Origin of the sequence: Sulfurimonas marina, assembly GCF_014905095.1 — a bacterium.
In the GTDB taxonomy this organism is placed as follows: domain Bacteria; phylum Campylobacterota; class Campylobacteria; order Campylobacterales; family Sulfurimonadaceae; genus Sulfurimonas; species Sulfurimonas marina.
This window is the reverse complement of record NZ_CP041165.1, coordinates 205,360-230,621: the sequence shown is the minus strand read 5'-3', so window position 1 is coordinate 230,621 and position 25,262 is coordinate 205,360. Positions and strand designations below refer to the sequence as shown.

Genomic DNA, 25,262 nt, shown 5'->3' with positions numbered 1-25,262 from the left:
CTATCTCTTATTTATGTCTGTTTATATACTTAGTAAGTATTGGTGACAATTCACTGTGTAAACTCTCATCAAAACTTTGCATCTCTAGAGTTAATTCATCAGCTAAACTGTTAGCCTCTTTCATCGCCTCATCTAGTCCTAAAATAGTTACGAAACTATTTTTATTTTCATCGTTATTTGTAAGTTTTCCAGCCTCTTCAGAACTTTGTGTCACATCTAAAATATCATCTTGAATCTGAAACAGTAATCCAAGTTTGATACCAAACTCATAAAGTTTTTCAGATAGCTCTTCATCTCCACAAATAATTGCACCCATCTTCATTGAAGCTGCAATCAGTTTTGCCGTTTTATTTGTATGAAGTGTTTTTATATCCTCAATCTGTAACGGTTTGTTTTCAAAATAGCAATCGATCGCTTGTCCAAGTACCATTCCGTTTAAACCACCGTTGCTTGAAAGCTCACGAATTAGTTTTACTTTCATTGCATCGCTAAAAGGGGCATCACTAAGTACTTCAAATGAGTAAGTATTAAGTGCATCACCCACCAAAATAGCAGTTACTTCATCATAGACCATATGCAGTGTCGGCTTACCGCGACGAAGCGGAGAGTCATCCATAGCCGGAAGATCATCATGAATCAATGAGTAAGTATGCAATAGTTCAATCGCATAAGCAGCATGTCTTGCACTCTCCAGCATCAACGGATTTAAAGCTTTTACAACACCAAGAAGAAGCGCCGGACGAAAACGCTTTCCACCAGCTTTTAACATCTCTTGTAAAGCATCTTCATATACGGGATGGATCGATGCTGATATCGGTAAGTTGTCTAGTAAGAAAGCTTCAAATTTTTGCATATGAAATTATATAATTTACCTACTTAATATTTACAAAAAATTGGAAATTATTTCTCTCAAAAAGTAAAGAGGAGAAATCTTTAAAATTTTCTATATACTCTCTAAGTTCATCTTGGTTTTTTACTCTTACACCGTTTACCTGAACAAGACGATCACCAAGCTTCATGCCGTAATCTTTAAAGTACTGGTTAAGACCTACTATATGGAGTTTTTTATTAAAAAATATCCCTCGAAACTCCAGGAAGGTATCGCTAATCTCTCCCCCACCGGTTCTTTTGTTTGCTACAACATTAAAAGTATGAACTTTCCCATCTCTTTTAATCTTGATAGTATGCTTTGAACCCACTTTGCTAAAGAGTATCTTTCTCATCAAGCCTGCCGATGAATAAACTTTTTTTCCGTCAAACGCCAAGATACAGTCCCCACGTTTAAGTGGATTGTTTTTCAGATAAGGGTTACTCGCAATAACTTTTATGCACTTTCCTGCATCTTGAACACGTATCCCGATATCTCCATAGTCGGCTGATTTAGCATTAATAAATCTATTTAGATAATATTTGTCTATAAAACCATCAGGTGTGAGTATCCCCTCTAATGCACAACATGAACTTGTGATAAGTGCAGGGGTTTTTATCTTTGCACTGTAAGTTCCTAAGGTGTTGAGTCCAACCTGTTCTTTAAGAACTTTCCCCTCTTTAAAAGTTTTGTTTGTAACTGCTGCACTGCCAAGCTGCAAGCGCATATTGATATCAAAAGGGTACTTAAAGTGTTTTTTGTCTTTAATAATATAGAGGTTTAAAAAAGGATCGTGTTTTAAAATTTTAGCATTAGGAATTTTTTTGGAATATACAAGTCGTTTATCACCCTTGATCGGGATAGAAAGAGAATCATTTTGGATTGTTTTTGAATCTTTGGTTTTTGCTACACACGAGAAGTAACCATCTTTACAAGCGTAAAGGTTTAATAATAGAAGGCTTAGTAAAATAAATAGGCGAAAAAGCACCTATTTACTCCCACCAAACGGATTCATACCACCCAACATGCCCATAGCACTTTGTTGTTGGTTTTGTTGAACCATTTTATTGGCATCATTGATTGCACCAATAAGAAGAATCTGTAAAGAGTCTTTATCACTTAAAAGTTCATCATCGATGTTTAAGTCTATAACCTCTCCGTTACCGTTAAGAGTAAGTTCTACCATACCCCCGCCCGATTTTACAGAGAAAGTTTTTTTTGCCAGTTCATCTTTAAGACTTTGCGCTTGTTGCTCAAAACCTTTTAGCATTTCACTTAAATCACCCATATTGCCGAACATTATATACTCTCTACAACTTCGTCGATATTATTTTCATCATTGAGTAAAACTACTCTTGGCTTATAAGTTTCAAGCTCTTTTTCATCATAAGTAGCATAAGCAACGATGATCACTTTATCACCTTTATGCACTTTTCTTGCAGCTGCACCATTTAAACAGATGTCACGTTTTCCACGCTCACCTAAAATGATGTAAGTTGAAAATCTTTCACCGTTGTTGATGTTTAAGATCTCAACTTTTTGTCCAACTCTCATCTTTGAAGCTTCTAAAAGCTCTTCATCGATCGTAATTGAACCCACATAGTTTAAGTTCGCATCTGTAACAGTAGCACGATGAATTTTGCTGTAAAGCATTTCAATTTGCATCTATTTACATTCCCATTTGTTTTTTCATATCGGCAGGAGAGATTGGCTCATCCCACATCTCTTTATCGATTACATACTCTTCAACAACGTTTCCGCCTAAGATATGTTCTTCAATAATTCTATCGATTTTTTCTTTAGTTAATCCTGCATACATTGTATGACCCGGTTCTACTAACATAACAGGACCCATTTGACATCTGTTCATACAAGATGTTCTGATTGGTTGAACTGTACCCATTACACCTTGTTTCATTAAACTTTGTGCTAGATACTGGAAAAGGTCTTGAGTTTGAGGTGTTACACATGATGGCTTTGGCATACCTGGAGGAGCTGACTGCTCACATTTGAAGATATAAAAAGCTGGTTGAGGGATACCCATAAAGTCATTCCTTAATTTTTTTTTGAAATTATAGCAAAATTCTTGGAACTTTATTCTAAGAGGCATAAATAAATTTGGTTTTTTAAGCTTGTTTGTAAGTTTTTAGATATAATTCAACACAATTAACTACGCAGGAAAGATTAAAATTGAAAAAACTTTTACTATTTTTTACACTACTTTCTACACTCTACGGTGAGGCAAAAATTTATGTAGGTGCAAATGCCGCTTACCAATATGAAATTTTTACTACAACTAAGAAAAAAGCTTTTAACACGACTGAGAATATCAACTTAAAAATCGGATATGGTGATATCAATGCCTATGCAGTAGAGTTCTCAATCGATTATGCTAAAAACGATTCAAATATTCTCTCTCCTAATGACGGTGATAAATACGGCTTTAACGTTGAGCTGCTAAAAGCATTTGATTTTGATCTATTCTTTAACCCTTTTGTTAAAGTGGGTATAGGTGCAGGTTCAATGGATGTTGAGAGAACTTTGCAAACAAGCGTTACATATGGTTCTTTTAACTTCGGCGGAGGGGTGTTTATCCCAATGAGTGAACATGTTGATTTTGAGATAGGTTACCTCTATAAATCAATTACATATGAAAAATTCAATCTTTTAGATGAATTGCAAGAGATAAGTTCAGACCAACAAAACAGCTATATCGGCGTTAACTTTAGATTTTAGGAAATACAGTCATGAAAAAAACTTTATATAGCTCTTTACTTCTTTCTCTTCTTTTTTTAGGCTGTAAAGAGACAACAACAGCACCTGTAATTACAGATATTGATTCGATCAGTATCGATGCCGGTGTTTCACAAATATATTCTGCCAACAATGCTGTAACACTTTCAGCTACGGTACTTCACACGGATGGCTCAAACGGTGATGCAACAGATACGGTTACTTGGATCAGTTCTGATTCTTCAATCGTTGTTGCAAATGGAAGTTCTATCAGCGGTGGATACAAAAACGGCGGTGATGTAAATATTACTATCTCATACAGAGACTTTGAAGACACGCTCACTGTAAACTCTGTAAAACTTGTTGATTTTAATATTTCAGAAAAAAATGGTGCAGATGTTAATGCTACTGGTGATTATGAGTTTCAGGCAAATGCTACTTATGAAGACAACACTACTGGAATCATTTACAACAATATAGTTTGGGATATGAATAACAGTGCTACCTATACAACTGTTGATGGAGTTACTACAATAACTTTAATAGCAGGAACGACGGAAATTAACGCTACGGTATTTCCTGATGACAACGAAACAAATATTACAAGAAGCGTAAGTTATACTATAAACTAAGAGAGTCTTTAGATATTTAAAAGCTCTCTCACCACTTCTCTATCATCAAACGGAAGTTTTTGATCATAGATGATTTGGTAACTCTCATCCCCTTTTCCAAGGATTACGACCACTTCATCTTCCTCTTGCATATCTAAAGCCATCTCAATAGCTTTTTTACGATTTAACTCAACCGTTACATTTGATTTGTCTTCTATCCCGGAAAGGATATCTTCTACAATAGATTCAGGCTCTTCAAAACGTGGATTATCAGTTGTTACAATAATCTTTTTAGCCAAGTTAGATGCAACACGACCCATCATCGGTCTTTTACTTCTGTCACGATCTCCACCTGCACCAAACACTACAATAAGTTCTTTTTCTTTAAGAGCATTAAGCACTTGTGCCATACCGTCTGGAGTATGAGCAAAATCTACAATGACATTAGGGAGTTCACAAACTTGTTCCATTCTCCCGCTCACACCTGCAAAATTATCAACTACATCTGCTATCTCTTCAAGTTTTTTACCCGTTAGCAAGTGTGCTGCCGAGATAGCTGCCATAAGATTATAAAGGTTAAAAAAGCCGTGTAGTGAAGCTGTAAAAGGAACTATCTCTTGAAAGTGCTGAATAATTCCGCTGCTTCCTTCATTTAAAGAGTATGCCATAAGCTTATAAGTTGCAGGGTTCTCTATACCGTATGTATAGGTATTTTTAAAGTTGAACTTTGCTCTCTCTTCATCTTTGTTGATAAGTTTTTTCCCTTCATCTTGGAAAAAGCTATTCTTTACGTGTATATACTCTTCAAGCGTTTTATGATAGTCAAGATGATCTTGCGTAATGTTTGTAAGAATTTTTAACTCAAAATTCAAACCCTCTATACGTTTTTGCACAATTGCATGAGAGCTCACTTCCATAATAAAAAAATCACATCCCATGTCACGTGCTTGATAGATATGTTTGTAAGTATTTAACACGGAAGGTGTAGTAAGTGTTTTACCTTCTATAACTTCATCGTTAATAAAAAGCCCGCGTGTACCTTGCATACCAACTTTGTATCCGAGATCAAGTAAAAAAGAGTACAGGGCACTTGCCGTTGTAGTTTTTCCATTTGTCCCCGTAATACCAATGATTTTAATATCATTTACACCAAAAGCATCTGCTATATCTTCAACTTTTATGATTGAATGCGCACCGTTATCTTTTGCATTTTGAAGATATTTTTCATTTTGTGTCGTTAAAACGAAAGCTGTCTCAGAATCACACTCTTGAGAATTTTCAGTTACATATTTATAGTCGTGGTCTGGTAAAGCTATTTTCAAGAATTTTTTCCCTTACCTTTAGCTAGCTTTTTAAGTAGTTTTCTAAGAAGCTTGTCACTTGGATAAACACTCAAAGCATTTTCTAAATAGCTTAATGCCATATCTGCAAAATCGTGTTCAATCAGTTTTTCTAAAAAGTCTATAAAATCATCTCTGTCACTAATTATCACTCGTGTTGAAAACATAATGTTTTCGAAGATCTCTTTAAAATCACCACCTTCATCTAAAAGTTTTTGAAAGTCACTGTAAAGGATCCCGTCTTCATATTCTAAACGTTCACGTAAAGGCTGAGCAAACACTTGTCCAAGCTGTTCGATTGTACCATCCATGTTTTTCAGGATTTCACTCATAATCGCATCAGCTTCCTCTTTGTCTTCCTCTTTTAGTATCTCATAATAATCAAATAAAGCCTCAGCTCCACCCTCCCCGCTCATAGCCATTTCAGACAAAATAACGCCATTATAAGCCTCTTTAGAGTTTGGAAAGTTTTGTAGAACTTCAGCGAATTTTTCTAATGCTACTTTATAGTCCTCTTTAGAAAAACTCTCTTTAGCCTGATCTAATATTTTATGTTTACTAATATTGCCCATTCTTGTTTAAATCCTTATAGATTGTCGATATCATTCTCCATTCCAAAAGGTACGTTTACTACACATAACTCTGGATGGATATCCATTCTTAATTGACGTTCAACTCCATACTTTAAAGTTGTTCCGCTTGAAGAACAACCTACACAAGCACCTTTTAATTGAACATATACATTCCCATTTTTTACTGTAATAAAATCGATATCACCGCCATCTAACGCTAAAGAAGGTCTTACCTTGTCTATAACGGCTTTTACCGGCTCCATCAGTTCTTCATCTGTAAATGGAATCATTTTCATCCTTCTATTATTTTATAATCATAAAATATGATAAAATCACTTAACAAGTGCTAAAAATATCTGTTTAGCTACTCTTTTAAAGCAAGAACTTCCGCGACGTAACTCGGTTTTCTCATCCCTACAAGAATATAATCTATAGAGTCCTGATTCTGCAAAAATTCGAATGCACACTCTTGCAGTTTTTTATCACAATCTTCAAGTAGATTTTTCAACTGAATCCTTGTAGCTTTTGAGCATTCATAAGCTACCATATCTCTATATGATACTAAAAACCTGTCAATATAAGCAAGAAGTGTTTCTATTACCTCTTTATCAAGCTTTTCAATAGTTTTTTTAATATGGGGAATTATTTGAGAGTTTACGAACATATCGTAATCACCTATCCAACCATATTTATGTTTATTCTCATCCATCTGCTCAATCAAGTTAAAAAGTGGTTTTAATGCCTCTGTATCACATACTTCAAGCAGTTCATTCAGGTTATGATAATAATCTAACGGTTCATCATAATCAGCCAGTCTAAACATTAACGAGTCTTTAAAAGCATTTAGTGGACGGTTAACAAGCACTCTTAGACCGTTTTCTTTTGCCCAAGTTGCACATTTCAAGCCCTCTTGCTCTAACAGATTGATAGGAAGCTGTAGCGTTGTAAAACTATGTTGTTCACTACCCGCTTCAATGGCAGCATTTTTTGCCAATGTTAGTAAATCTGTATATGGTAAAAAATCATCTGCATTTTCAGGTTTTGAAAAAGAGTTTGAACTGATCCCGTATGAGCCAATAGTGCCGTTTTGAACTTCTTTCTCTAATGCTACAAACACTTTATAGATACGTTGATACATCTGATCAAGTATCTCTTCTTTCTGAAGACCTTTTTTCAAACCGTCATATAAAAAATACTCCGGATTATGAAGCAGATAGCAATCTATTTTATTTAGCTGCAGTCTCTCTAATGAACGTTTTAGTTGATCTTGCATAAATGACGGGGAGATCGAATGATAGCACTCAGGGCTATACTCTACAACCTCTTCAAAAGGATTCTCCTTATGAAGCATCATATTCGTCCCCTGAATATATCCAAACTTACTTACAATCTCTACATCTCTATACTCTTGTTCTATGCTATTTAATGCTTTTGCGATCGCACGTTCCGCACCGCCGTCTGTATAGTTTGAGGATGTATCGATAAGTTTGATTCCCGAATACAATGCTTCTTTTAAAGCTTCAATATGTAAAGGGTTTAGATCGGTAACTCTATAAGTTCCAAATGCGAAACTACTCATTTATAAGTCCTTAGTATAAGTATTTTAGAATGTGGAAGTTTTTGTGTAATGAAAGATAAAATAAAAGTGTAAAAGTCCACGCTGAGAAAACTCAGCGTTAAACTTAGCTAATTAAACAAGCTCGATGAAAGCCATTGGTGTAGCATCACCACGACGAATACGAGTTCTAGTGATTCTTGTATAACCACCAGCACGCTCAACGTATTTAGGAGCTACTTCGTTTACTAATTTTTTTGTAGCTTCTTTGTTTTGTAAAGTAGCGAATACAGCTCTATGTGCATTGCTATCACCTTTACCAGCTACAGTGATTAGTTTTTCAACGTAAGAACGAAGTTCTTTTGCTTTAACAGCAGTAGTTTCAATCTTACCATGTTCAATTAATGAAATACTTAGATTTTGTAAAAGTGCTTTACGGTGAGCACTTGTACGTCCAAGTTTACGATATCCATGACGATGTCTCATATCTTCTTCCTCTTTTCTTTAAGCAGACTACTTAGCAGTTGCTTCTATTTTCTTTTTTAATGCAGTAACTACATCATCAGCTAAATCAGCACCAACTGTGAAACCAAACTCTTGAACTTTTTCTACGATCTCATCGTAAGATTTTTTACCAAGATTTTTAACATTTTTAAGGTCATTTGTACTCATAAGTACAATCTCACCTATTAATCTAATACTTGAGCGATCAAGGCAGTTAAAACTACGAGCACTTAAACCTAAACTATCGATGTTAGTCATTAGTTTTTTAAGGTCCGGTGACTCTTCAACTCTCTCAATTGTTGTTGGAGCTTTAATACTAATTTCTGAGTTAAATACAGCAAGTTGAGCATACATAACCTCTAAAGAGTTTCTAAATGCATCAACAGGAGAGATTTGACCATCAGTTTTGATGTTCATTACAACTCTCTCAAAATTAGGATTGTCTTCTACAAGTACATGCTGGATATCATATGTTGCACTTCTAACAGGAGTGAAATATGCATCTAAAGCGATATAACCTTCAGCTAAATCATCAGAAGTGTCTTCACTAGCAACATACCCGATACCTTGAGCAATTTTGATGTTGAAGTTAAGTGTAGAGTCTTCATTTAAAGTTGCTAAATGTGCCTCTGGCGTTACAACTTCAACTTCATCATTACTAAGATCAGCACCAGTAATAGTACATGGACCTGTGAAGCTGTAGTTAATCTCAGCTTCTGTTGCTTCATTGTTAAGTTTGAAACGAATCTCTTTAAGATTTAAAATAAAATCAGAGATATCTTCAAGCATACCACGAACTGAATCAAATTCGTGTTTAGCACCTTCAATTTTAATAGCAACAGGAGCATAACCAACTGAGCTGCTTAATAGAAAACGGCGAAGTGGATGAGCTAAAGAGATAGCATATCCAGTTTCAAAAGGATATGCTATGATATTTGCTTCATTCTCACTAATTTGTTCTACCTCAAACTCTTGAGGAGCAAGTGGAGTAGTTTTAATCTTTTTCATGTCTTTTACGCCTTTTTTATTAATTATTATTTCGAGTAAAGCTCAACGATTAAACGCTCTTCTACAGGAATAACAACTTCTTCACGCTCTGGTAAACGAGTAAAAATACCGAATACTTTATCAGCATCGATGTCTACCCATGGAGCAAGACCTGTTTGGTTTGTTAGTTCGATAGCTCTTTGAATCTGAGCATTTTGTTTGCTTGATTCACGAACTTCAATCTTTTGACCTGGTTTAACACGGTATGAAGGGATATCAAGTTTTTTACCGTCAACTAAAATGTGACCGTGAGTAACTAACTGACGTGCAAATCTACGAGTAGATGCAAATCCCATTCTGTATACTAGGTTATCAAGTCTTTGCTCGATTAAAGTAATAAGGTTTGTACCTGTATTACCCTCTCTTCTTTTAGCTTCTGCGAATAATGCACGGAATTGTTTTTCAGATACACCATACATGAATTTAGCTTTTTGTTTCTCGTTTAGTTGTAAACCATACTCAGAAACTTTTTTACGACGTTGACCGTGTTGACCTGGACCGTAAGGACGTTTATCTAAAGCAGATTTTCCTGCTAAACGACGCTCACCTTTAAGGTTTAGGCTAACACCAAATCTTCTTTCGATTTTTTCTACTGGACCTCTATATCTTGCCATTTGTTAACCTCCTTAAACTCTACGACGCTTAGGCGCACGACAACCGTTGTGTGGTAATGGAGTTACATCTTTCATGAATGTAACACGGATACCTTCGATTGCACCTACAGACTTAACTGCAGTTTCACGACCAGAACCTGGACCTTGTACTCTAATACCTAGTTCTTTAATACCATGCACTTGCGCTTTTTCAACAGCAGCTTCAACAGCAGCTTGAGCAGCAAATGGAGTAGATTTTTTAGAACCTTTGAAACCAAGGCTACCAGCAGAACTCCACGCAATCATATTTCCCATCTCATCAGTAATAGTTACTAATGTATTATTGAAAGATGCAGAAATGTGGATAATACCACGTGATACGTTTTTCTTTACAACTTTTTTTCTAACAGCTTTTCTTTTTGCCATACTTTAAATCCTTACGCTGCGCCAACAGTTTTCTTTTTACCCTTACGAGTACGAGCATTAGTCTTAGTTTTTTGACCACGACATGGAAGACCACGACGGTGACGAAGACCTCTATATGAACCTAAATCCATAAGTGCTTTAATATCCATAGCAACTTTTTTACGTAAATCACCTTCAACCATATGGTTTTCACGGATCTCTTTAGTAATTGCAGCTACTTCATCCTCATTAAGTTCGAAAACTCTTTTGTTATAATCAATACCTGTCGCATCTAAGATAAGGCGAGAAGTATGTAAACCGATACCGTAGATGTATGTTAGACCATACTCTACACGTTTTTTCTTAGGTAAATCAACACCAGAAATACGAGCCATGGTTATCCTTGTCTCTGTTTATGTTTAGGGTTTTTGCAGATTACTCTAACAATCCCTTTTCTCTTGATAACTTTACAGTCATCACACATTTTCTTTACTGAAGCACGTACTTTCATTGAAAGTCTCCTCAAATTTATATCTTTGACTGTTTTTAGGCGAAGCCTTTTTTTGCTTGCCAATACTTTTATATATACCATATATAGTGTAGATAAAAATACTCTAGCTTTTGTAAAACAGTAAAGTGGATGGGAATTATACAGAAGATAAGGTTAAAATTTTATTAAGGTTAGATTATACCTTTAGATCAACCTCACTTATTACACCGGCTGAACCATTTTCTCTCAAGAAAATTGAACTTTTTGCAAGGTTACCCTCATCAAATTCAAAAGGTGTTGTAATATTTTGAAGATATAATGCCCCGATCCCTACATCTTGTAAAGAGTAAAAGTTTTCATTTCCGTTTTCATCTTTTGTCCATATACTCAGTTTATCAAAAACGGCATCATTTTCATCTATCCAGTTATTGTTATCACTATCATATTGACGCAGGTCTGTAAATCCATCCCCTGAATTTGGACCAAATAGTTCACTTCCATCATTCACAATGCCATCACTGTTTTTATCAAGTGTTAAAAATCCGCTGCCGCTTCCGACAAACGAAAATTCTTCATCTTTTCCGTCACGATCAAGATCTAAACTTGTTTTCGTGTTTGAAAACTCTACAGCACCGTCTTGAAACTGAATTACTAATGGATCAATCAAAGCATCGCCTGCTTTAAAAGACACAGATTCATGTTTCACACTACTCTGCTGCATAGAAAAAGAGAGCTTAAAATCAATTTTTCTTCCATCTTCCAAGACAACATTTCCCTGTGAAGCGAACTGTAATTTCTGTGAACTCACCTCAGTTTTTTCATAACTGTAATCAATTCCCCAACCTGCCTTTTGACTGGCTTGTGGCTGTGAACTGTTTTGCTCCTCTGGACGAAAAAGAGCTATTTTAATCTTTTTACCCGTTAATATCTCTAACGCTAAAATAATTTTTTTCAACTGTGGGTCTAATGATTCTAAATCATCTTCTCTTTTATCGACAGAGAGCTCTTTATATTTTTTAGAAAGTTGGACTTTGTCATCTCTTCTCTCTTGTGGATCTCTAGAACCAATCCATTGTTCTAAACGTTCAGATTCATATGTAAGAGAATTTTTACTATAATTAGCTCCCATCCCGATATCACTCGATGCAATTTTCATGACAACTCCTTTTGTCAAATTTATCTCAAACTATATCGGCAAATTTCACTTTTTTTCAAATGGATCTATTCCCATAGTACACTCACACCATACTCTTGATCAAGTATTATTGTTTTTGTATAGTTTATTTTTTTCCCGTACTTTTTACTTACAAATTCCACTTCAAGCTCTTGTTCAGCAAGGAGTTCCCGTACCTCTTTATAACTAAGCCATTTTCCATACTTTGCCAAAGAGTTTTGCCATATACGAAAATTACAACTAGCATCTTCTCGTAGTTCAAACATCTCACCGTCTTCAGTTTTCCAATGAGCATTTGAGCAGGCATAGAGTTTTACTTTTTTCCCTCGTACCTCTTTATCTCTTACTTCTATTTCACCGTTATCACAATAAGGACACTTTCCTAAAACCATTTTACGATCCAAATAATTTTTCTATAATTATAAGTTAGCTCTTTACATATCGAATAAAATATTGCAAATTGTCAGCCTTTTGTTAACAAAATGTTATTCCCGGGTAATAAAGCTCAAGTAAGATTTTAAAAAATTCAAAAAGGTTCCATTATGAAATTTGTCTTCTTTGTTTTTCTTTCTTTATTTTTTCAAGTCTCTTTATTTGGTGTAGAAGAGTCACAACAAGCGATCCAAAAATACAGAGCTATATCAAGTATAGGTAACAGTATTACTAAGAGGGGACAGTATTTAGAGTATGATACTTTTAAAAGTTCTCTTACAAATTTACATGCCGATATAAACAATCTCGATATAGATAAAGACTCAAAAAACAAAATCAAAGAAAATATTAATAGCTACAGTACGATCATAGCAGCCCTCTATAAAAAAATGAACTCTAATCATCCGCAAATCAATCAACATTACCAAGAATCACTTGATGGCTTGATAGGCTTTAACAAACTAATTCATTCTACCGGTTATGCACCTTTGCTAGATGCATGGGATAAACTGACAAAAACAAAACACAAATATCTCAAAAAGCCAAGTAAAAAACTTGCTAAAAAATTTCAAACACATTTTCAAGAGGTGAAACTTGTTTTAGAAGATCTATGTCTGGATGAGGAGCTTGAAGATCCGATGATGGCATACCTTTTTATCTATCAACAATACTTTAATGAACTTGATGCTTCATACAAAAGTGTAGAGTATACAAATGTAAGAAAACTAAAACATCTCTCTTACCAGGTTAAATCACAACTCACATTAATTATTAACTAATAAAAGTTTGATCATTTTGAATATCTTTTGTTAGAATATCAGAATGCAAAAAGAATCACATGAGATAGAGCTACTCGATAACTTAAATAAAAGCTTTGAAGATGAATTTTACAAGTATGCATCCTCTTTAGAATTTAAAAAAGGGGAAAATGTTTTTCATCCAGATGATCTTTTAAAAGATTTTTACATAGTTGTCGATGGCAGAATTAAAACATATCAGATAAATTTTGAAAACTCGAAAGAGCAGACTATATTTATATATAGACGTGGAGATATGTTTGATGTGATTTCCTTACTTGATAATCAAGTCCATGACGTAATGTATGAGATTTTAGAAGATTGTAAAGTGTTAAAACTTCCAATTGAGCGGGTAAGATACTGGCTTGAAAACGATCCCACATTCGGTAAAAACTTCTTTCCTTATCTTGCTGCTCAGATGCGTCATACTGAAGAGCTGACTACCGATATTGCTCTTTATAGTACACAAGATCGTCTCATAAACCTTTTAGTAGACAATATCAACCCTGAAAAACATTTCAAATACCAACTTCTTCAAAATCTTTCAAATTCCGAGATCGCAAAACTTTTAGGGACTGTCAGACACGTGATTGAGCGCTCTTTAAAACAACTCAAAGCTGACAATATTATAGAAACAAGCAGAAAAAACATTAAGATCAAGAGTCTCCAAAAACTGCTTGAGAAAACTTCACAGCTGCTATTGAAATAATCAACTATTTACTTCAGGTTAAAAAATAGCTTATAAAATTATTCCTCTAAGGGGATATTCCCAAACAAACTTAAGGAGTAAAGTATGAAACGTATAATTGAGACATTGGCTTTTAGCTCAATCTTAGCAAGTGTTGCATTTGCAGGTACCGTATTTATCAATGACCCTTATGAAGATGAATTTGAAAAAATGGGTAAATATATGAATTCATTAGTAGAATCCCATATGAATGCCTCCGCCATAGGAAACTACAACTATCCAAGAACAAATGTTCAGGATAAGAAAGATGAGATAGTGATAGAGTTCGATCTAGCCGGAGTTGATAAAAAAGATATACAACTCTCACTTGATGAACAAAATATCCTTAAACTCTCAGGAAAAAAAGAACACAAGGTCGAAGAGAAAAAAGAGAATGGTAAATATATAAGACGTGAGATCTATTACGGCTCTTTCCAAAAAGCTATTCAACTTCCTGAGAATATTATTCAGAGCAGTTTAGAAACAAATTATGAAAACGGGATTCTGACAATCACAATTAAGAAAAAAGAGTTGAAAAAACCAAAAGTAAAAATAATCCCTATAAACTAGCTAAGTTTTTTAGGATAAAATTCGCTTTATGAATAGCTATGAAGAGAAATTTAATAAAGCGATACAAAATACATTTTTTTCCAAACTCAGTGACGGGGATCAACAGTTTATACAAAACAAAGCGTATGAGCTGAAATTCTCTCATCAAGAGCTTAAGCAGATCATAGATATTGCAAGAGATCTTGAGTTATGGAATGAGGGAAATATACAAGATATTTTCCCCGATCATGAACAAAAGAAAGTTGTTTTCTCCAGACTGAAAAGAGCATATGAAACACTCCGAGACAAACCGAATTCATATGAGAACTTTACACTCAAAAATATTCCGCAAGAACAGAAGTTCACCTTCACTTCAAAACCAAAAGAGGGGTTTGGACTAGGACTTTGTCCCGTTGCAAGTGAAAAAACAAGATGTTGTAACCTCTTAACACTTGATGCAGTCGAATCTTGCGGTTTTGATTGTTCTTACTGCTCAATACAGAGTTTTTACAACCAAAATAATGTAACGTTTGATTCCAACTTTCACGAAAAGCTTAAAAATCTAAACCTCGATCCAAATAAAACGTACCATATCGGAACAGGTCAAAGTTCCGATTCTTTAATGTGGGGGAACCGTGAAGGACTTTTAGACTCTCTTTTTGAGTTTGCTAGAAACAATCCAAACGTGATCTTAGAGTTTAAAACAAAGTCCGACAACATCTCTTACTTTTTAGAAAATGATGTACCGAAAAATATCTTATGTACATGGAGTTTAAATACCCAAACTATTATAGATAATGAAGAACACCTTACGGCTTCTCTTGAAAAAAGGATCAACGCCGCGAGAAAAGTAGCTGACAAAGGTGTAAAAGTCGGTTTTCACTTCCATCCGATTGTGGAATATGTAGGATATCTTGGTGAATATGAGGAGGTGTATAAAAAGCTTTTAGAAACATTCACTCCTAAAGAGGTCGCACTTGTCAGTTTTGGGACATTAACGTTTATCAAACCTGTAATCAAACAACTCCGTTCACGTGACTTTAGAACAAAGATAACTCAAATTCCTCACGAAGATGCAAGTGGGAAAACATCTTATCCATATGAAACAAAAGTAGAAATGTTTAAACATGCATATGAAAGTTTCGCACCTTGGCAAAGCGGAGAAGATAAAGTATTTTTCTATCTTTGTATGGAACCGCATGAACTATGGAAAGATACGTTTGGTTATCAATACTCTACAAATAATGATTTTGAGCACGCTATGTTAGGGGCCTATTGCAAAAAAGTTGGGCAAGACTACCTTATCTAAGATACTTTGAGGTAACCCAACTGCTTTTTATCAACCATAATATCTAGCACTTTGCAAAGTGCCTCTTTTTTTGACTCAGCATAGCACTTGATCGTATTGGTCGGATTGTTATTATTTATCCCTCCATACTCTCTTTGAATCAGATAGTCTCCAAAGAGCGTCTGATACACATTAATTTTATAATAGTATATCTTTTCATTTGAGTTTTTTAATAATAACATCGCCTTCACTTTTCTTTATATAGAATTCTAAAAACTTATATTAGCAATAAATATTCCCAGTATACATCAATATATCTTGATGTATTAAAACAAACTTGATATACTTTCCAAAAAAATTATAAGGCTCACAATGTTGCTCGCTGCATCTATCTTTTTAATAACACTCATCTTTATCATTTGGCAGCCAAAAGGTTTACAGATAGGTACTACTGCTATAATCGGTGCTATCGTAGCTTTACTACTAGGCGTAGTCTCTTTTGACGATGTAAAAGTTGTTTTTGATATTATCTGGGATGCTACTTTAGCATTCATAGGTATTATCATTCTTTCAATGGTACTTGATGAGATTGGATTTTTTGAGTGGGCTGCACTGAAGATGGCAAAACTCTCAAACGGTAGCGGGACAAAGATATTCTTTTACTCGATCATACTTGGAGCAATAGTCTCAGCTCTTTTTGCCAACGATGGAGCTGCACTAATCCTGACTCCTATTCTTTTAGCAAAAATGAGAATCCTGCAACTAAATGCTAAAACGATTTTAGCCTTCTTACTTGCAGGAGGATTTATTAGTGATAGTGCATCACTCCCTTTTGTGTTTTCAAATCTTACAAATATCGTAACAGCCAACTATTTTGACATAGGATTTAAAGAGTATATGCTTCATATGGCCGTGCCGTATCTTGTAAGTGTTGTTGTCTCTATGGCAGTTTTATATATTATTCTCAGAAAAGATATTCCAAAAACTGTGGACATCGATCTTTTGAAAAACCCTGATGATGTATTAAAGAGTAAAACTCTCTTTCAATTTAGCTGGTTCTTTTTAGCACTGTTACTTGCAGGATATTTTATTGGAGATAGTTACAACATTCCAGTATCTGTTTTTGCCCTTGGAGGAGGAGTAATTTTCTTAATTATTGCAAGTGCCATGAAAACTGTAGAACCAAAGCATATCATCAAAGAAGCACCGTGGCAGGTTGTTTGGTTTTCACTTGGACTTTATGTAGTAGTCTACGGTTTAAAAAATCAGGGACTTACAGCTGAAATAGCAGAAGTTCTTACTTACTTAAATACACAATCGCAATTTCTTGCGGTTGTAGGAACAGGTTTTTTATCTGCATTTTTATCTGCTATTATGAACAATATGCCGACAATTATGGTGATGGATATTGCCTTAGAGGGTATTAAAAACGATGCGATGATCTATGCAAATATTATCGGTTGTAATTTGGGGCCGAAAATGACACCTTTTGGTTCTTTAGCGACATTACTGTGGTTACACTCTCTAGAGAAAAAAGGAGTTCAAATAAGCTTCTGGTCTTATTCAAAATTCGGACTTATTGTCACTCCTCCGGTACTCTTCTTAGTCCTTGTTTCTATGCTTCCTCTACCATAGCTTCTGTGAGTCTAAAGAGTTTTTCACTTGCTTCTTCCATCTGTTGGAAATCGCTTAAGATCTTCTCTTTTTTCTCTATACATTCATCTAAATTATTATTTTTTAAACACTCTAGAGATTCTTTTATTTTGTTATGTATAATTTCATGAGGTTCGAGTGCAAGTTTATAACTTTGCGTATGACCGTAAAGTTTTTTCCCTTCCGTTTCATACCATTTTGTAAAACGGCAACTATGTTGATCAGTAGAGCCGGACACAACTTTCCCTGCCGAAAAAGAAGCATAAGCATTTGTTTTAAAAAGTACATGATCAATCATAACCAGGTTCATAAATATGCGCCCGTCAATCTGTTGGATCAGTTTTTCAGATTCTGTATTTGAATCACGCAGTTCAGTCATACTCTGACTAAATTTTACGATCATCTCATGGAACTCTTCCATCACGACTCTCATGCTTTCTGAACTTTCACTCATCTCACGGCTCTCTTGTTGCAGTACCTGAACCGTTGTTTTTATTTCAGCAGTTGCTTTTTGCGTTCGCTCAGCCAGTTTTCTTACTTCATCGGCTACAACTGCAAAACCACGGCCGTGTTCACCTGCACGGGCAGCTTCAATCGCAGCATTGAGTGCAAGCAGGTTAGTCTGATCCGAAATATCGCTAATAAGGTCAACCACTTCAGTAATCTCTTTTGCACGACTCTCCAACATCTCTGTTGATGTCACATTCACATCGATAAGCTGATTTAAACCATCTAATTTCGTTCCTACATTCTCTGCATCTTCGACGCGCTCAATACTCATCTGTGTTGAATTCATAATACTTTGAGAGATAACTTCTAAATATTTTGCATTTGCGCTGAAACTCTCTTGTAAAGACTCTAGCTGTACATTATTTTTGTTGATAAGGCTGAGTTGTGAGTTTAGTTCGGCTCGTTGCTGCATCTTATAGGTTTGTTCCATAACCTTTGCACTTTCATTAACGTGATTTCCACCAAATTCAAGAGCAGAACTAAGTCCTTGTGTATTGAACTTTCTAAAAAATTCATTTTCACTCGCATAATTTACAGAAGTTTTCATCTCTCTCATAAATGTTTCAAACTGATCAAGGATGTTATTAAGCTGTTTTGCGATTCTTCCTATTCTCCCTTTGGCAGTAATATTTGTAATACGTTGCTCAAAGTTTCCGTTAGCTGTTGAATCTAAAACTACAAAAATTTTATCCATCTCTTGTTGTAAGACTTTAATATTGAGGTGTATTAAAACAATTACAAAACATGCGAATAAAAACATAATAATGTTTAATATAGAAAAGTTATCCAGTATAAAGGTATCATATAAAAAGCTTAATCCATATGCACCCATTCCTAAATATATAAGTAAATTAATTCTAGAGAGATAAGATAAATCTGTCATACCTGCCTCCATTCTCCGCTATTACGGCATCTAAAATTTTCTGTGATGCACTTACACCTCCACTTTTCTCCGCTTGATATAAACGTTCATAAAGTGGGATAATTACATCCAGTGCTTTGTTAGTAGGCTTTCTTCTTACAGAATAAAATCCTACAATATTTTGATTTGCATCATAAGATGGGGTGACGTTGGCCAGTACCCAATAATGATCGCCGTTTTTAGCACGATTCATTACATATGCATTAATCTCTTTTCCTTGCTGAACTGTTTCCCATAATAATTTAAAAATTACTCTCGGCATTTTTGGATGTCTAATAATATTGTGAGGGGAGTTTAATAACTCTTGTTCAGTATAACCTGCCAGTTTCAGGAACAATTCATTTCCGTAAAGAATTTTTCCTTGTGTATCTGTTTTTGAAACTATCAATTCATCATCTTGAAACATTAACTCTGCCATGACGTTTCCTTTATACTTACTATATTTAAATATAGTAGTTGAATATTATCACATACTCTTATTTTTAAAGAGTTGGATATGATTAAATTTTAACCTATTAAATATATATGTAAATTCTGTTCCTTTTGAACTAAAACAGAATAAAAAAGATATAATTCTAAAAAAAGACGGAAAAACCATTATGAAACTAAACTCACACTTAGAACTCGGAAAACTCAACACACTTCGCGCAGACAGGCTTACACCGCATGGTATATTTTTAATGGCGGAAGATGGAAAAGATGTTTTGCTACCACAATCTTACGTTACAGATGAGATGAAAGAAGACTCTTTAATAGAAGTATTTCTCTATACAGACTCTGAAGACAGACTAATAGCTACAACTTTGCAACCAAAAGTGATGCTTGATCAATTTGCACTTTTAGAAGTTGTAGACAGAGCAAAATTCGGTGCATTTTTAGACTGGGGACTTCCAAAAGACCTATTATGTCCAAGCAAGCTGCAAAAAACACCTTTCATTGTAGGAGAAAAAAGATTTGTAAAAGTTGTTTATGACGAAAAAACACACAGACTTGTAGCTTCTGAAAAACTAGGTGACTTTTTTGATACAAGACCAAAAGGGCTCAAACCAAATCAGGAAGTGACTGTTATCCCTATACAAAAAACTCCTCTTGGTTATAAATGTATTGTAAATGATCGTTATGAGGGTTTAATCTATCACAATGAAATTTTTGAAAATATTGTAATAGGCGAGAATAAAACAGGGTATATAAAAACTGTTCGAAAAGATGGAAAGCTTGATCTTAAACTAAGAGCTAGCGGTTCTAAAGGTAACAATTCTACAGCTGATAAAGTATATGAACTTCTTAAAGAAAATGGTGGTATCATGCCTTATAACTATAAAAGCGATGCTGAACTAATCAAAGATGTATTTGCTATGAGTAAAAAAGAGTTTAAACGTACACTGACAAAACTTCAAGAAGATAACAAAATTGAAGTAAAAGATACAGGTATTTATCTAAAATCGTAAAGGTTTGTAAATGACACAAGAGATTGATCAAGCTACTCGTGGTGGTGACTTACTTATTTGGGGTGCTGTTTTTACTATACTCATTATAGTTGTAGGTTTTCTTGCATGGATTGATCGTAATAATGAAAGATAACAACTCCCAAAGGAGTTTTTGTAAAGAGTATATCTACCAAGTGAATCAATCTTAGAGGATATACATGGAGAATCGTAAGTAAGATTATATATCTAAATTGTTACAATTGTGTTAATGAATATCAAATATAGGATATGATGTATGAAAAAATGTAATTCACTACAAGAAGTTAGGGATGAGATCGATGTTCTCGATCAGCAATTAATAGAACTTATTTCACAGAGAAGTCATCTTATTCGTCAAGCCGCGGCATTTAAAGATACGATCGAAGATGTAAAAGCAGAAGATCGTATAGATGATGTAATGCAACGTGCACGAAACAAAGCAATCTCTTTAGGAATCAATCCTAATATGATTAGTGATCTGTTTAAAGTAATGATCGATGAAATGGTAGAAACTGAGATAGCTGAGTTTAGAAACTCTGGAAAGTTTTAAGATAAGTAGTAGCCTGAAGCTACTATCTTATTTGTATCTATAAGTGATACGGCCTTTATCAAGTGAGTAGGGAGTAAGTTCTAACTTCACTTTGTCACCTGGAAGTATTTTGATGTAGTGCATACGCATTTTACCGGCAATATGACATAAAATAATATGTCCATTTTCTAGTTCAACACGAAATGTTGCGTTTGGCAATGCTTCAACAATCTTGCCATCAACTTCAATAACATCTGCTTTAGCCATTTTTAGTCCTTTAAAGTTTTTAACTCTTACGCAAGAGATAATATTTCAGCTTTACCGCCAACAACTGCGACAGTATGCTCATAGTGTGAACCGCGTAAACCGTCGGCACTAACAACATCCCAACCATTATCTAAGATGATAGGCTTACCATCTTTTTGACAGATCATAGGCTCAATACAAAAAACCATTCCATTTTTTATCTTAGGACCCGCTTTTGGGTTACCACCTTCAAGATAATTTGGAATTTCAGGTTCTTCATGAGGTTTTTTCCCTATACCGTGACCACAAAAATTTCTAAGCGGTACAAAACCTCTTTCAATGATAAATTGCTCCATCATATAAGAAAGTTCTTTAAATCTCATACCCTCTTTGATATTTTCAATACCATAATATAGTGTATCTTTTGCACAAGCGATTAACTCTTCATCTTGTTTTGATATTTCACCAACACCAACACTGATAGCTGCATCACCAAACCAACCTTCAAGTTCTGTTCCTATATCGTAACCGATAACATCACCTTCTTGAAGTTTATAATCGTTTGGAATTCCGTGAATGATCACTTCATTTAAAGATGTACATACTGCATTTGGGAATCCGTATAGGCCTTTAAAAGATGGTTTAGCACCTTGACTTCTGATATAATCTTCAGCCATAGCATCTAACTCTTTTAGACTCATACCAACTTTTGTGTTTTCGCGAAGAAGGTCAAGAGTTGCGCCAACAATTTTGTTGGCAGCTCTTAATTTTTCAATCTCTTGTGGTTTTCTAAGTGCAATAGCCATTTTTATAGACCAGTTGCACTTAAAGTTTCATACTTGCTCATATAGATCTGAGCCTCAATTTTTCTCATTGTGTCAAGAGCAACTTGAACAACGATTAAAACAGCAGTACCACCAAAGAAGAATGGAACCCCCATACCTTTTATAATCATAAACGGAAGTGTAGCCACTAAACCAAGGTATAGAGAACCCGTTACAGTCAATCTACTTGCAGTTTCATTTAAAAACTCTTTTGTCGCTTCACCTGTACGAATACCTGGGATAAATCCACCTTGACGTTTTAGATTATCTGAAATGTCTTTTGCGTTAAATGTAATTGATGCATAAAAGAATGCAAAGAAAATTACAAATACAAAAGTTAAAAAGTTAAAGAAGTATCCATTTGGATTTAAAAAGTCCGCTATCGCTTGAACCGTAGGATTTGTACTGCTTGAAAGTACAGTCATAGGGAACATTAAAATTGCTGAAGCAAAGATAACAGGGATAACACCAGATAGGTTAACTTTAATAGGGATATAGTTCATAACACGTTTATTTTGGTTTTGCATCATAGTTTTTTTCGCATATGTGATTGGAACACGACGCTCACCAAGTTCAACGTAAATAATAATAGCAACAGTTGCAAAAATAAGAGCTAAGATAGCAATTACCGTTAAGAAACTCATAGCACCTGTATTTACCATAGTTACTGTTTGACCTATAGCACTTGGAATTGCTGAAACGATACCAGCAAAAATGATTAATGATATACCGTTACCGATACCACTTTGAGTTATTTGCTCACCAATCCACATAAGAAGCATAGTACCCGCTAACATAGAAACAGCAGATAAAATAACAAATGTAGTGTGATCAGCTAAGATAGCACTATTTCCATTTGGACCTGTTAAGCTTTGTAGTCCAACGCTTACACCAACAGCTTGAATAATTGTAATAACTATAGTTGCATAACGGATTATTTGCATATATTTAACCATTCCATCACGCTCTTTTTTCATTTGCCCGAGAGTTGGGAATGTAGCAGCAAGAAGCTCCATGATAATTGAAGCAGTGATATAAGGCATAATACCAAGTGAAATGATAGATAATCTTTCAACGGCATTACCGCTAAACATGTTAAATAAACCTAATGCGTCTGATTGATGTGAGTCGAAGAATGAAGCGATAACAGCAGTATCTACACCTGGAACTGGCACGTATGCCAGCAGGCGGTAGATAAACAAAAATCCAATAGTAATAAGTATCTTATTAACTAGATTTTTATTCACGACTAGTTACCTGTAGTTGTAACGTTTTCGTCTTTAATTTTCGATGCTAAATCTTTTGCAGATGCACCTACTAGTTTAACTTTGTTTACAGAGTTAGACATTTTGTGAACACCACGGATTGACTCCATTGTGATCTCAGCAAGCTCTGCAACAGCTTTGATTTTTTCAACGTTTATTACGTATGGTTTTTCTATTTTAGAAGTAAAACCGATTTTTGGTAAACGTTTTGCAAGTGGTTGTTGACCACCCTCAAAGTTTCTTTTTCTTTTGTAACCAGTACGAGATTTTTGACCTTTTTGACCACGAGTCGAAGTCTTACCCATACCTGAACCTTGACCACGTCCCACTCTCTTACGAGAATGAGTTGATCCCTCTGCAGGAGTTAAGTTTTCAATACCCATCTTCTTATCCTTTTAATCTACTAAGTGCTTCGATAGTAGCACGTACTAGTGTGTTTGGATTGTTTGAACCGATAGATTTTGTAAGGATATCTTGAATCCCTGCAAGCTCTAGAACTGGACGAGTTGCCCCACCAGCGATAACACCAGTACCTTCAGATGCTGGTTTTAGTAAAACGCGAGAAGCGTTGAACTTGTGTTCAATATCGTGAGCGATAGTAGTACCTTTGATACTAACAGTAGTTAAGTTTTTGAAAGCGTCATCAACAGCTTTTTTAATAGCGTCTGGAACCTCTTTAGCTTTTCCAACACCGAAACCTACAGTACCATTTTTATCACCAACAACGATTAAAGCAGTGAAACGGAAACGTCTACCACCTTTAACAACCTTAGTAACACGGCCAATATTTACAATTGATTCTTCAAAATCATCTCTATTGATTTCCATCATAGCCCCTAAAACTTAATTTCGTTAGCACGAAGTGCTTCACCAAACGCAGCAATTACGCCGTGATATTGGTAACCATTACGATCAAATACGATGCTAGTTAAACCAGCTTCTTTAAGCTTTCCAGCGAAAGCTTCAGCAGTAGCTGTTGCACCTTCTTTGTTAGCTTTTTGTGAAATCGCTTTTGAGTTTAATGCACATAGAGTAGTTCCAGTTGCATCATCAATTGCTTGTACACTTAGGTAACGATTTGATTTAAATACAGAAACACGAGGAAGTGTAGCACTACCAGATATTTTTGCACGGATACGACGTTTACGTTTTAAACGATTTGCCAATTTGCTTTTTAATACTTTAGCGTTCATCTATCTTCCTCCCTTATTTCTTAGCAGTTTTACCGGCTTTACGCACGATATGCTCATCCATGTATTTAACACCTTTACCTTTGTACGGTTCAGGTGGACGGAAACTTCTAATCTCAGCTGCAACTTGACCAAGTGTTTGCTTGTCGTGAGATTTTAAAATGATCACGTTTTTCTCAACAGCAGCTTCAATACCTTCCGGTAAGTCGTAGTTGATGTCGTGAGAGAAACCAAGTTGTAAGTTAAGAACTTTACCTTGAACAGCAGCTCTATAACCAACACCGTTGATCTCAAGTTTTTTCTCATAACCAGTAGTTAAACCAGTAACAATGTTTTGAGCTAATGCTCTAAAAGTTCCCCAGAAAGCTCTATGCTCACGAGATTCAGATAAGTTTTTGAAAGTTAAAGTGTTTCCTTCAATTTCAAAAGTAACGTAACCTTTAGTGTCTAAATCAACACTTTTGTTACCTTTAGCAAAAGTTATAACATTACCATTTGCGCTAACTTTAATATCAGCTGCAAACTCTACAGGATTTTTTCCAATTCTTGACATGCTATTCCTCCTACCAAACTGTACACATAACTTCGCCACCAATACCAAGCTCGTAAGCTTTATCGTTTGGTAGAACGCCACGTGAAGTACTAACTATAATAGTACCGTAACCATTTTTAAAACGTTTAATTTCATCTTTACCTTTGTAGATACGACGACCTGGTTTAGATACACGTTTTAATTCATTGATCACATTTTTTTCGTTATCATCATATTTTAATGCAACTTTGATAGTCTTTTTCACACCATCTTCGATTACATTAGCAGACTCTAGATAACCTTTTTCAACTAAGATATTTGCTACAGCTTCAACACTTTTAGAGTGAACTAAAGTAGTAGTAGCTAATCTTCTCATTCCAGCATTACGGATACGAGTTAACGCATCAGATACTAAATCATTAATTGCCATTTTTTTTCCT

General features: G+C 35.0%; 38 protein-coding genes and 1 pseudogene. 10 read left to right on the top strand and 29 right to left on the bottom strand.

Annotation, left to right across the window (positions count from 1 at the left end; all coding sequences use genetic code 11):
- Positions 1-7: 7 nt before the first annotated feature.
- The 5 genes from FJR03_RS01265 to FJR03_RS01245 are packed head-to-tail and all read right to left on the bottom strand — an operon-like array spanning position 8 to position 2,912.
- Entirely contained in the window at positions 8-853 is an 846-nt protein-coding gene (locus FJR03_RS01265) for a polyprenyl synthetase family protein (protein WP_193113868.1), read from the bottom strand.
- A 19-nt stretch (positions 854-872) separates the two neighbouring features.
- Entirely contained in the window at positions 873-1,856 is a 984-nt protein-coding gene (locus FJR03_RS01260; RefSeq protein WP_193113867.1) for a DUF7488 domain-containing protein, read from the bottom strand.
- Positions 1,857-2,168: a YbaB/EbfC family nucleoid-associated protein gene (locus tag FJR03_RS01255; protein WP_193113866.1), complete on the bottom strand. Its 312-nt coding sequence runs from the start codon at positions 2,166-2,168 to the stop codon at positions 1,857-1,859. It lies immediately after the preceding gene.
- Positions 2,168-2,533 (bottom strand): aspartate 1-decarboxylase, encoded by a 366-nt coding sequence (gene panD / locus FJR03_RS01250; protein ID WP_193113865.1) that lies wholly within the window; start codon positions 2,531-2,533, stop codon positions 2,168-2,170. The genes FJR03_RS01255 and panD overlap by 1 nt, the downstream gene beginning before the upstream one ends.
- A 4-nt stretch (positions 2,534-2,537) precedes the next feature.
- Entirely contained in the window at positions 2,538-2,912 is a 375-nt protein-coding gene (locus tag FJR03_RS01245) for a (2Fe-2S) ferredoxin domain-containing protein (RefSeq protein WP_193113864.1), read from the bottom strand.
- A gap of 146 nt (positions 2,913-3,058) precedes the next feature.
- On the opposite strand from FJR03_RS01245, the gene FJR03_RS01240 reads away from it, so the two are divergent.
- Together FJR03_RS01240 and FJR03_RS01235 are read left to right on the top strand one after the other, a co-directional pair.
- The gene (locus FJR03_RS01240; RefSeq protein WP_193113863.1) at positions 3,059-3,604 is read left to right on the top strand and encodes an outer membrane protein; all 546 of its coding nucleotides are present in this window, start codon (positions 3,059-3,061) and stop codon (positions 3,602-3,604) included.
- Positions 3,605-3,615: 11 nt separating this feature from the next.
- A complete protein-coding gene (locus FJR03_RS01235; protein WP_193113862.1) occupies positions 3,616-4,233 on the top strand; it encodes a hypothetical protein in 618 nt (205 codons plus the stop codon).
- Positions 4,234-4,241: 8 nt separating this feature from the next.
- Here the strand turns inward: FJR03_RS01235 and FJR03_RS01230 are convergent, their stop codons facing one another.
- The 12 genes from FJR03_RS01230 to FJR03_RS01175 all read right to left on the bottom strand — a co-directional run bounded on the left by FJR03_RS01230 (position 4,242) and on the right by FJR03_RS01175 (position 12,296).
- Complete coding sequence (locus FJR03_RS01230) at positions 4,242-5,534, bottom strand: UDP-N-acetylmuramoyl-L-alanyl-D-glutamate--2,6-diaminopimelate ligase (RefSeq protein WP_193113861.1); 1,293 nt, start codon at positions 5,532-5,534, stop codon at positions 4,242-4,244.
- On the bottom strand, positions 5,531-6,124 hold the full coding sequence (locus FJR03_RS01225) for a hypothetical protein (protein ID WP_193113860.1): 594 nt from the start codon (positions 6,122-6,124) through the stop codon (positions 5,531-5,533). The genes FJR03_RS01230 and FJR03_RS01225 overlap by 4 nt, the downstream gene beginning before the upstream one ends.
- Before the next feature lie 14 nt (positions 6,125-6,138).
- The gene (locus FJR03_RS01220; RefSeq protein ID WP_193113859.1) at positions 6,139-6,414 is read right to left on the bottom strand and encodes a NifU family protein; all 276 of its coding nucleotides are present in this window, start codon (positions 6,412-6,414) and stop codon (positions 6,139-6,141) included.
- Between the two features lie 74 nt (positions 6,415-6,488).
- Complete coding sequence (locus tag FJR03_RS01215; RefSeq protein WP_193113858.1) at positions 6,489-7,703, bottom strand: aldo/keto reductase; 1,215 nt, start codon at positions 7,701-7,703, stop codon at positions 6,489-6,491.
- Positions 7,704-7,814: 111 nt separating this feature from the next.
- Positions 7,815-8,165 carry a 50S ribosomal protein L17 gene (gene rplQ, locus FJR03_RS01210; RefSeq protein ID WP_193113857.1) on the bottom strand — a complete coding sequence of 117 codons (351 nt, stop codon included), beginning with the start codon at positions 8,163-8,165 and terminating at the stop codon, positions 7,815-7,817.
- Between the two features lie 27 nt (positions 8,166-8,192).
- Positions 8,193-9,191: a DNA-directed RNA polymerase subunit alpha gene (locus FJR03_RS01205; RefSeq protein ID WP_193113856.1), complete on the bottom strand. Its 999-nt coding sequence runs from the start codon at positions 9,189-9,191 to the stop codon at positions 8,193-8,195.
- Between the two features lie 26 nt (positions 9,192-9,217).
- Complete coding sequence (gene rpsD, locus FJR03_RS01200) at positions 9,218-9,844, bottom strand: 30S ribosomal protein S4 (RefSeq protein ID WP_193113855.1); 627 nt, start codon at positions 9,842-9,844, stop codon at positions 9,218-9,220.
- Between the two features lie 12 nt (positions 9,845-9,856).
- A complete protein-coding gene (gene rpsK, locus FJR03_RS01195; RefSeq protein WP_193113854.1) occupies positions 9,857-10,249 on the bottom strand; it encodes a 30S ribosomal protein S11 in 393 nt (130 codons plus the stop codon).
- 11 nt (positions 10,250-10,260) lie between these two features.
- Entirely contained in the window at positions 10,261-10,623 is a 363-nt protein-coding gene (gene rpsM / locus FJR03_RS01190; protein ID WP_193113853.1) for a 30S ribosomal protein S13, read from the bottom strand.
- Between the two features lie 2 nt (positions 10,624-10,625).
- Positions 10,626-10,739, bottom strand: a complete 114-nt coding sequence (gene rpmJ, locus FJR03_RS01185; RefSeq protein ID WP_152306398.1) for a 50S ribosomal protein L36 — start codon at positions 10,737-10,739, stop codon at positions 10,626-10,628.
- Between the two features lie 175 nt (positions 10,740-10,914).
- A complete protein-coding gene (locus FJR03_RS01180) occupies positions 10,915-11,874 on the bottom strand; it encodes a hypothetical protein (RefSeq protein ID WP_193113852.1) in 960 nt (319 codons plus the stop codon).
- Positions 11,875-11,939: 65 nt separating this feature from the next.
- A complete protein-coding gene (locus tag FJR03_RS01175; protein WP_226962144.1) occupies positions 11,940-12,296 on the bottom strand; it encodes a hypothetical protein in 357 nt (118 codons plus the stop codon).
- 138 nt (positions 12,297-12,434) lie between these two features.
- Here FJR03_RS01175 and FJR03_RS01170 point away from each other — a divergent pair, with 138 nt between their 5' ends.
- The 4 genes from FJR03_RS01170 (at position 12,435) to FJR03_RS01155 (ending at position 15,706) form a co-directional block, all read left to right on the top strand.
- Positions 12,435-13,103 carry a hypothetical protein gene (locus FJR03_RS01170; protein ID WP_193113851.1) on the top strand — a complete coding sequence of 223 codons (669 nt, stop codon included), beginning with the start codon at positions 12,435-12,437 and terminating at the stop codon, positions 13,101-13,103.
- A gap of 43 nt (positions 13,104-13,146) precedes the next feature.
- Entirely contained in the window at positions 13,147-13,830 is a 684-nt protein-coding gene (locus FJR03_RS01165; protein ID WP_193113850.1) for a Crp/Fnr family transcriptional regulator, read from the top strand.
- Between the two features lie 84 nt (positions 13,831-13,914).
- On the top strand, positions 13,915-14,418 hold the full coding sequence (locus FJR03_RS01160) for an Hsp20/alpha crystallin family protein (RefSeq protein WP_193113849.1): 504 nt from the start codon (positions 13,915-13,917) through the stop codon (positions 14,416-14,418).
- Between the two features lie 28 nt (positions 14,419-14,446).
- Entirely contained in the window at positions 14,447-15,706 is a 1,260-nt protein-coding gene (locus FJR03_RS01155; RefSeq protein WP_193113848.1) for an SPL family radical SAM protein, read from the top strand.
- Here FJR03_RS01155 and FJR03_RS01150 read toward each other — a convergent pair.
- Positions 15,703-15,927 (bottom strand): WGR domain-containing protein, encoded by a 225-nt coding sequence (locus FJR03_RS01150; RefSeq protein ID WP_193113847.1) that lies wholly within the window; start codon positions 15,925-15,927, stop codon positions 15,703-15,705. The two genes, FJR03_RS01155 and FJR03_RS01150, sit on opposite strands and share 4 nt — an antisense overlap.
- 130 nt (positions 15,928-16,057) lie before the next feature.
- On the opposite strand from FJR03_RS01150, the gene FJR03_RS01145 reads away from it, so the two are divergent.
- Entirely contained in the window at positions 16,058-17,320 is a 1,263-nt protein-coding gene (locus FJR03_RS01145; RefSeq protein ID WP_193113846.1) for an arsenic transporter, read from the top strand.
- Here the strand turns inward: FJR03_RS01145 and FJR03_RS11870 are convergent.
- From FJR03_RS11870 to FJR03_RS01135, 3 genes and pseudogenes are all read right to left on the bottom strand, one after another.
- A complete protein-coding gene (locus tag FJR03_RS11870) occupies positions 17,301-17,636 on the bottom strand; it encodes a CZB domain-containing protein (RefSeq protein ID WP_430739139.1) in 336 nt (111 codons plus the stop codon). The genes FJR03_RS01145 and FJR03_RS11870 overlap by 20 nt on opposite strands.
- A gap of 87 nt (positions 17,637-17,723) precedes the next feature.
- A pseudogene (locus FJR03_RS11865) lies at positions 17,724-18,002 on the bottom strand (methyl-accepting chemotaxis protein); the annotation flags it as partial.
- A gap of 703 nt (positions 18,003-18,705) precedes the next feature.
- The gene (locus FJR03_RS01135; RefSeq protein ID WP_193113844.1) at positions 18,706-19,188 is read right to left on the bottom strand and encodes a PAS domain-containing protein; all 483 of its coding nucleotides are present in this window, start codon (positions 19,186-19,188) and stop codon (positions 18,706-18,708) included.
- 181 nt (positions 19,189-19,369) lie between these two features.
- Here FJR03_RS01135 and FJR03_RS01130 point away from each other — a divergent pair, with 181 nt between their 5' ends.
- From FJR03_RS01130 to FJR03_RS01125, 3 genes are all read left to right on the top strand, one after another.
- Positions 19,370-20,218 carry a CvfB family protein gene (locus FJR03_RS01130; protein ID WP_193113843.1) on the top strand — a complete coding sequence of 283 codons (849 nt, stop codon included), beginning with the start codon at positions 19,370-19,372 and terminating at the stop codon, positions 20,216-20,218.
- Between the two features lie 10 nt (positions 20,219-20,228).
- On the top strand, positions 20,229-20,351 hold the full coding sequence (locus FJR03_RS11710) for a hypothetical protein (RefSeq protein WP_255524252.1): 123 nt from the start codon (positions 20,229-20,231) through the stop codon (positions 20,349-20,351).
- A 141-nt stretch (positions 20,352-20,492) separates the two neighbouring features.
- Positions 20,493-20,786, top strand: coding sequence for a chorismate mutase (locus FJR03_RS01125; RefSeq protein WP_193113842.1), 294 nt, complete (start codon positions 20,493-20,495; stop codon positions 20,784-20,786).
- A gap of 27 nt (positions 20,787-20,813) precedes the next feature.
- Here FJR03_RS01125 and infA read toward each other — a convergent pair whose 3' ends face one another.
- The 8 genes from infA to rpsH are packed head-to-tail and all read right to left on the bottom strand — an operon-like array spanning position 20,814 to position 25,252.
- The gene (infA, locus tag FJR03_RS01120; protein WP_193113841.1) at positions 20,814-21,032 is read right to left on the bottom strand and encodes a translation initiation factor IF-1; all 219 of its coding nucleotides are present in this window, start codon (positions 21,030-21,032) and stop codon (positions 20,814-20,816) included.
- A 26-nt stretch (positions 21,033-21,058) separates the two neighbouring features.
- On the bottom strand, positions 21,059-21,817 hold the full coding sequence (map, locus tag FJR03_RS01115; RefSeq protein WP_193113840.1) for a type I methionyl aminopeptidase: 759 nt from the start codon (positions 21,815-21,817) through the stop codon (positions 21,059-21,061).
- Positions 21,818-21,819: 2 nt separating this feature from the next.
- The gene (gene secY / locus FJR03_RS01110) at positions 21,820-23,082 is read right to left on the bottom strand and encodes a preprotein translocase subunit SecY (RefSeq protein ID WP_193113839.1); all 1,263 of its coding nucleotides are present in this window, start codon (positions 23,080-23,082) and stop codon (positions 21,820-21,822) included.
- A gap of 2 nt (positions 23,083-23,084) precedes the next feature.
- Complete coding sequence (gene rplO, locus FJR03_RS01105) at positions 23,085-23,483, bottom strand: 50S ribosomal protein L15 (protein WP_193113838.1); 399 nt, start codon at positions 23,481-23,483, stop codon at positions 23,085-23,087.
- A 4-nt stretch (positions 23,484-23,487) separates the two neighbouring features.
- Positions 23,488-23,928, bottom strand: coding sequence for a 30S ribosomal protein S5 (rpsE, locus tag FJR03_RS01100; RefSeq protein WP_193113837.1), 441 nt, complete (start codon positions 23,926-23,928; stop codon positions 23,488-23,490).
- Between the two features lie 8 nt (positions 23,929-23,936).
- Positions 23,937-24,293, bottom strand: a complete 357-nt coding sequence (gene rplR / locus FJR03_RS01095; RefSeq protein WP_193113836.1) for a 50S ribosomal protein L18 — start codon at positions 24,291-24,293, stop codon at positions 23,937-23,939.
- 13 nt (positions 24,294-24,306) lie between these two features.
- The gene (gene rplF, locus FJR03_RS01090) at positions 24,307-24,843 is read right to left on the bottom strand and encodes a 50S ribosomal protein L6 (protein ID WP_193113835.1); all 537 of its coding nucleotides are present in this window, start codon (positions 24,841-24,843) and stop codon (positions 24,307-24,309) included.
- Between the two features lie 10 nt (positions 24,844-24,853).
- Positions 24,854-25,252 (bottom strand): 30S ribosomal protein S8, encoded by a 399-nt coding sequence (gene rpsH / locus FJR03_RS01085; protein ID WP_193113834.1) that lies wholly within the window; start codon positions 25,250-25,252, stop codon positions 24,854-24,856.
- Positions 25,253-25,262: the final 10 nt, after the last annotated feature.

What these genes read in the sequence shown, in the direction of transcription:
- FJR03_RS01265 (WP_193113868.1), bottom strand. Translation starts at nt 853, where the DNA reads ATGCAAAAATTTGAAGCTTTCTTACTAGACAACTTACCGATATCAGCA.
- FJR03_RS01255 (WP_193113866.1), bottom strand. Translation starts at nt 2,168, where the DNA reads ATGTTCGGCAATATGGGTGATTTAAGTGAAATGCTAAAAGGTTTTGAG.
- panD (WP_193113865.1), bottom strand. Translation starts at nt 2,533, where the DNA reads ATGCAAATTGAAATGCTTTACAGCAAAATTCATCGTGCTACTGTTACA.
- FJR03_RS01245 (WP_193113864.1), bottom strand. Translation starts at nt 2,912, where the DNA reads ATGGGTATCCCTCAACCAGCTTTTTATATCTTCAAATGTGAGCAGTCA.
- FJR03_RS01235 (WP_193113862.1), top strand. Translation starts at nt 3,616, where the DNA reads ATGAAAAAAACTTTATATAGCTCTTTACTTCTTTCTCTTCTTTTTTTA.
- FJR03_RS01225 (WP_193113860.1), bottom strand. Translation starts at nt 6,124, where the DNA reads ATGGGCAATATTAGTAAACATAAAATATTAGATCAGGCTAAAGAGAGT.
- FJR03_RS01220 (WP_193113859.1), bottom strand. Translation starts at nt 6,414, where the DNA reads ATGATTCCATTTACAGATGAAGAACTGATGGAGCCGGTAAAAGCCGTT.
- FJR03_RS01215 (WP_193113858.1), bottom strand. Translation starts at nt 7,703, where the DNA reads ATGAGTAGTTTCGCATTTGGAACTTATAGAGTTACCGATCTAAACCCT.
- rplQ (WP_193113857.1), bottom strand. Translation starts at nt 8,165, where the DNA reads ATGAGACATCGTCATGGATATCGTAAACTTGGACGTACAAGTGCTCAC.
- FJR03_RS01205 (WP_193113856.1), bottom strand. Translation starts at nt 9,191, where the DNA reads ATGAAAAAGATTAAAACTACTCCACTTGCTCCTCAAGAGTTTGAGGTA.
- rpsD (WP_193113855.1), bottom strand. Translation starts at nt 9,844, where the DNA reads ATGGCAAGATATAGAGGTCCAGTAGAAAAAATCGAAAGAAGATTTGGT.
- rpsK (WP_193113854.1), bottom strand. Translation starts at nt 10,249, where the DNA reads ATGGCAAAAAGAAAAGCTGTTAGAAAAAAAGTTGTAAAGAAAAACGTA.
- rpsM (WP_193113853.1), bottom strand. Translation starts at nt 10,623, where the DNA reads ATGGCTCGTATTTCTGGTGTTGATTTACCTAAGAAAAAACGTGTAGAG.
- rpmJ (WP_152306398.1), bottom strand. Translation starts at nt 10,739, where the DNA reads ATGAAAGTACGTGCTTCAGTAAAGAAAATGTGTGATGACTGTAAAGTT.
- FJR03_RS01180 (WP_193113852.1), bottom strand. Translation starts at nt 11,874, where the DNA reads ATGAAAATTGCATCGAGTGATATCGGGATGGGAGCTAATTATAGTAAA.
- FJR03_RS01170 (WP_193113851.1), top strand. Translation starts at nt 12,435, where the DNA reads ATGAAATTTGTCTTCTTTGTTTTTCTTTCTTTATTTTTTCAAGTCTCT.
- FJR03_RS01165 (WP_193113850.1), top strand. Translation starts at nt 13,147, where the DNA reads ATGCAAAAAGAATCACATGAGATAGAGCTACTCGATAACTTAAATAAA.
- FJR03_RS01160 (WP_193113849.1), top strand. Translation starts at nt 13,915, where the DNA reads ATGAAACGTATAATTGAGACATTGGCTTTTAGCTCAATCTTAGCAAGT.
- FJR03_RS01155 (WP_193113848.1), top strand. Translation starts at nt 14,447, where the DNA reads ATGAATAGCTATGAAGAGAAATTTAATAAAGCGATACAAAATACATTT.
- FJR03_RS01150 (WP_193113847.1), bottom strand. Translation starts at nt 15,927, where the DNA reads ATGTTATTATTAAAAAACTCAAATGAAAAGATATACTATTATAAAATT.
- FJR03_RS01145 (WP_193113846.1), top strand. Translation starts at nt 16,058, where the DNA reads ATGTTGCTCGCTGCATCTATCTTTTTAATAACACTCATCTTTATCATT.
- FJR03_RS11870 (WP_430739139.1), bottom strand. Translation starts at nt 17,636, where the DNA reads ATGATTGATCATGTACTTTTTAAAACAAATGCTTATGCTTCTTTTTCG.
- FJR03_RS01135 (WP_193113844.1), bottom strand. Translation starts at nt 19,188, where the DNA reads ATGGCAGAGTTAATGTTTCAAGATGATGAATTGATAGTTTCAAAAACA.
- FJR03_RS01130 (WP_193113843.1), top strand. Translation starts at nt 19,370, where the DNA reads ATGAAACTAAACTCACACTTAGAACTCGGAAAACTCAACACACTTCGC.
- FJR03_RS11710 (WP_255524252.1), top strand. Translation starts at nt 20,229, where the DNA reads ATGACACAAGAGATTGATCAAGCTACTCGTGGTGGTGACTTACTTATT.
- FJR03_RS01125 (WP_193113842.1), top strand. Translation starts at nt 20,493, where the DNA reads ATGAAAAAATGTAATTCACTACAAGAAGTTAGGGATGAGATCGATGTT.
- infA (WP_193113841.1), bottom strand. Translation starts at nt 21,032, where the DNA reads ATGGCTAAAGCAGATGTTATTGAAGTTGATGGCAAGATTGTTGAAGCA.
- map (WP_193113840.1), bottom strand. Translation starts at nt 21,817, where the DNA reads ATGGCTATTGCACTTAGAAAACCACAAGAGATTGAAAAATTAAGAGCT.
- rplO (WP_193113838.1), bottom strand. Translation starts at nt 23,483, where the DNA reads ATGGGTATTGAAAACTTAACTCCTGCAGAGGGATCAACTCATTCTCGT.
- rpsE (WP_193113837.1), bottom strand. Translation starts at nt 23,928, where the DNA reads ATGGAAATCAATAGAGATGATTTTGAAGAATCAATTGTAAATATTGGC.
- rplR (WP_193113836.1), bottom strand. Translation starts at nt 24,293, where the DNA reads ATGAACGCTAAAGTATTAAAAAGCAAATTGGCAAATCGTTTAAAACGT.
- rplF (WP_193113835.1), bottom strand. Translation starts at nt 24,843, where the DNA reads ATGTCAAGAATTGGAAAAAATCCTGTAGAGTTTGCAGCTGATATTAAA.
- rpsH (WP_193113834.1), bottom strand. Translation starts at nt 25,252, where the DNA reads ATGGCAATTAATGATTTAGTATCTGATGCGTTAACTCGTATCCGTAAT.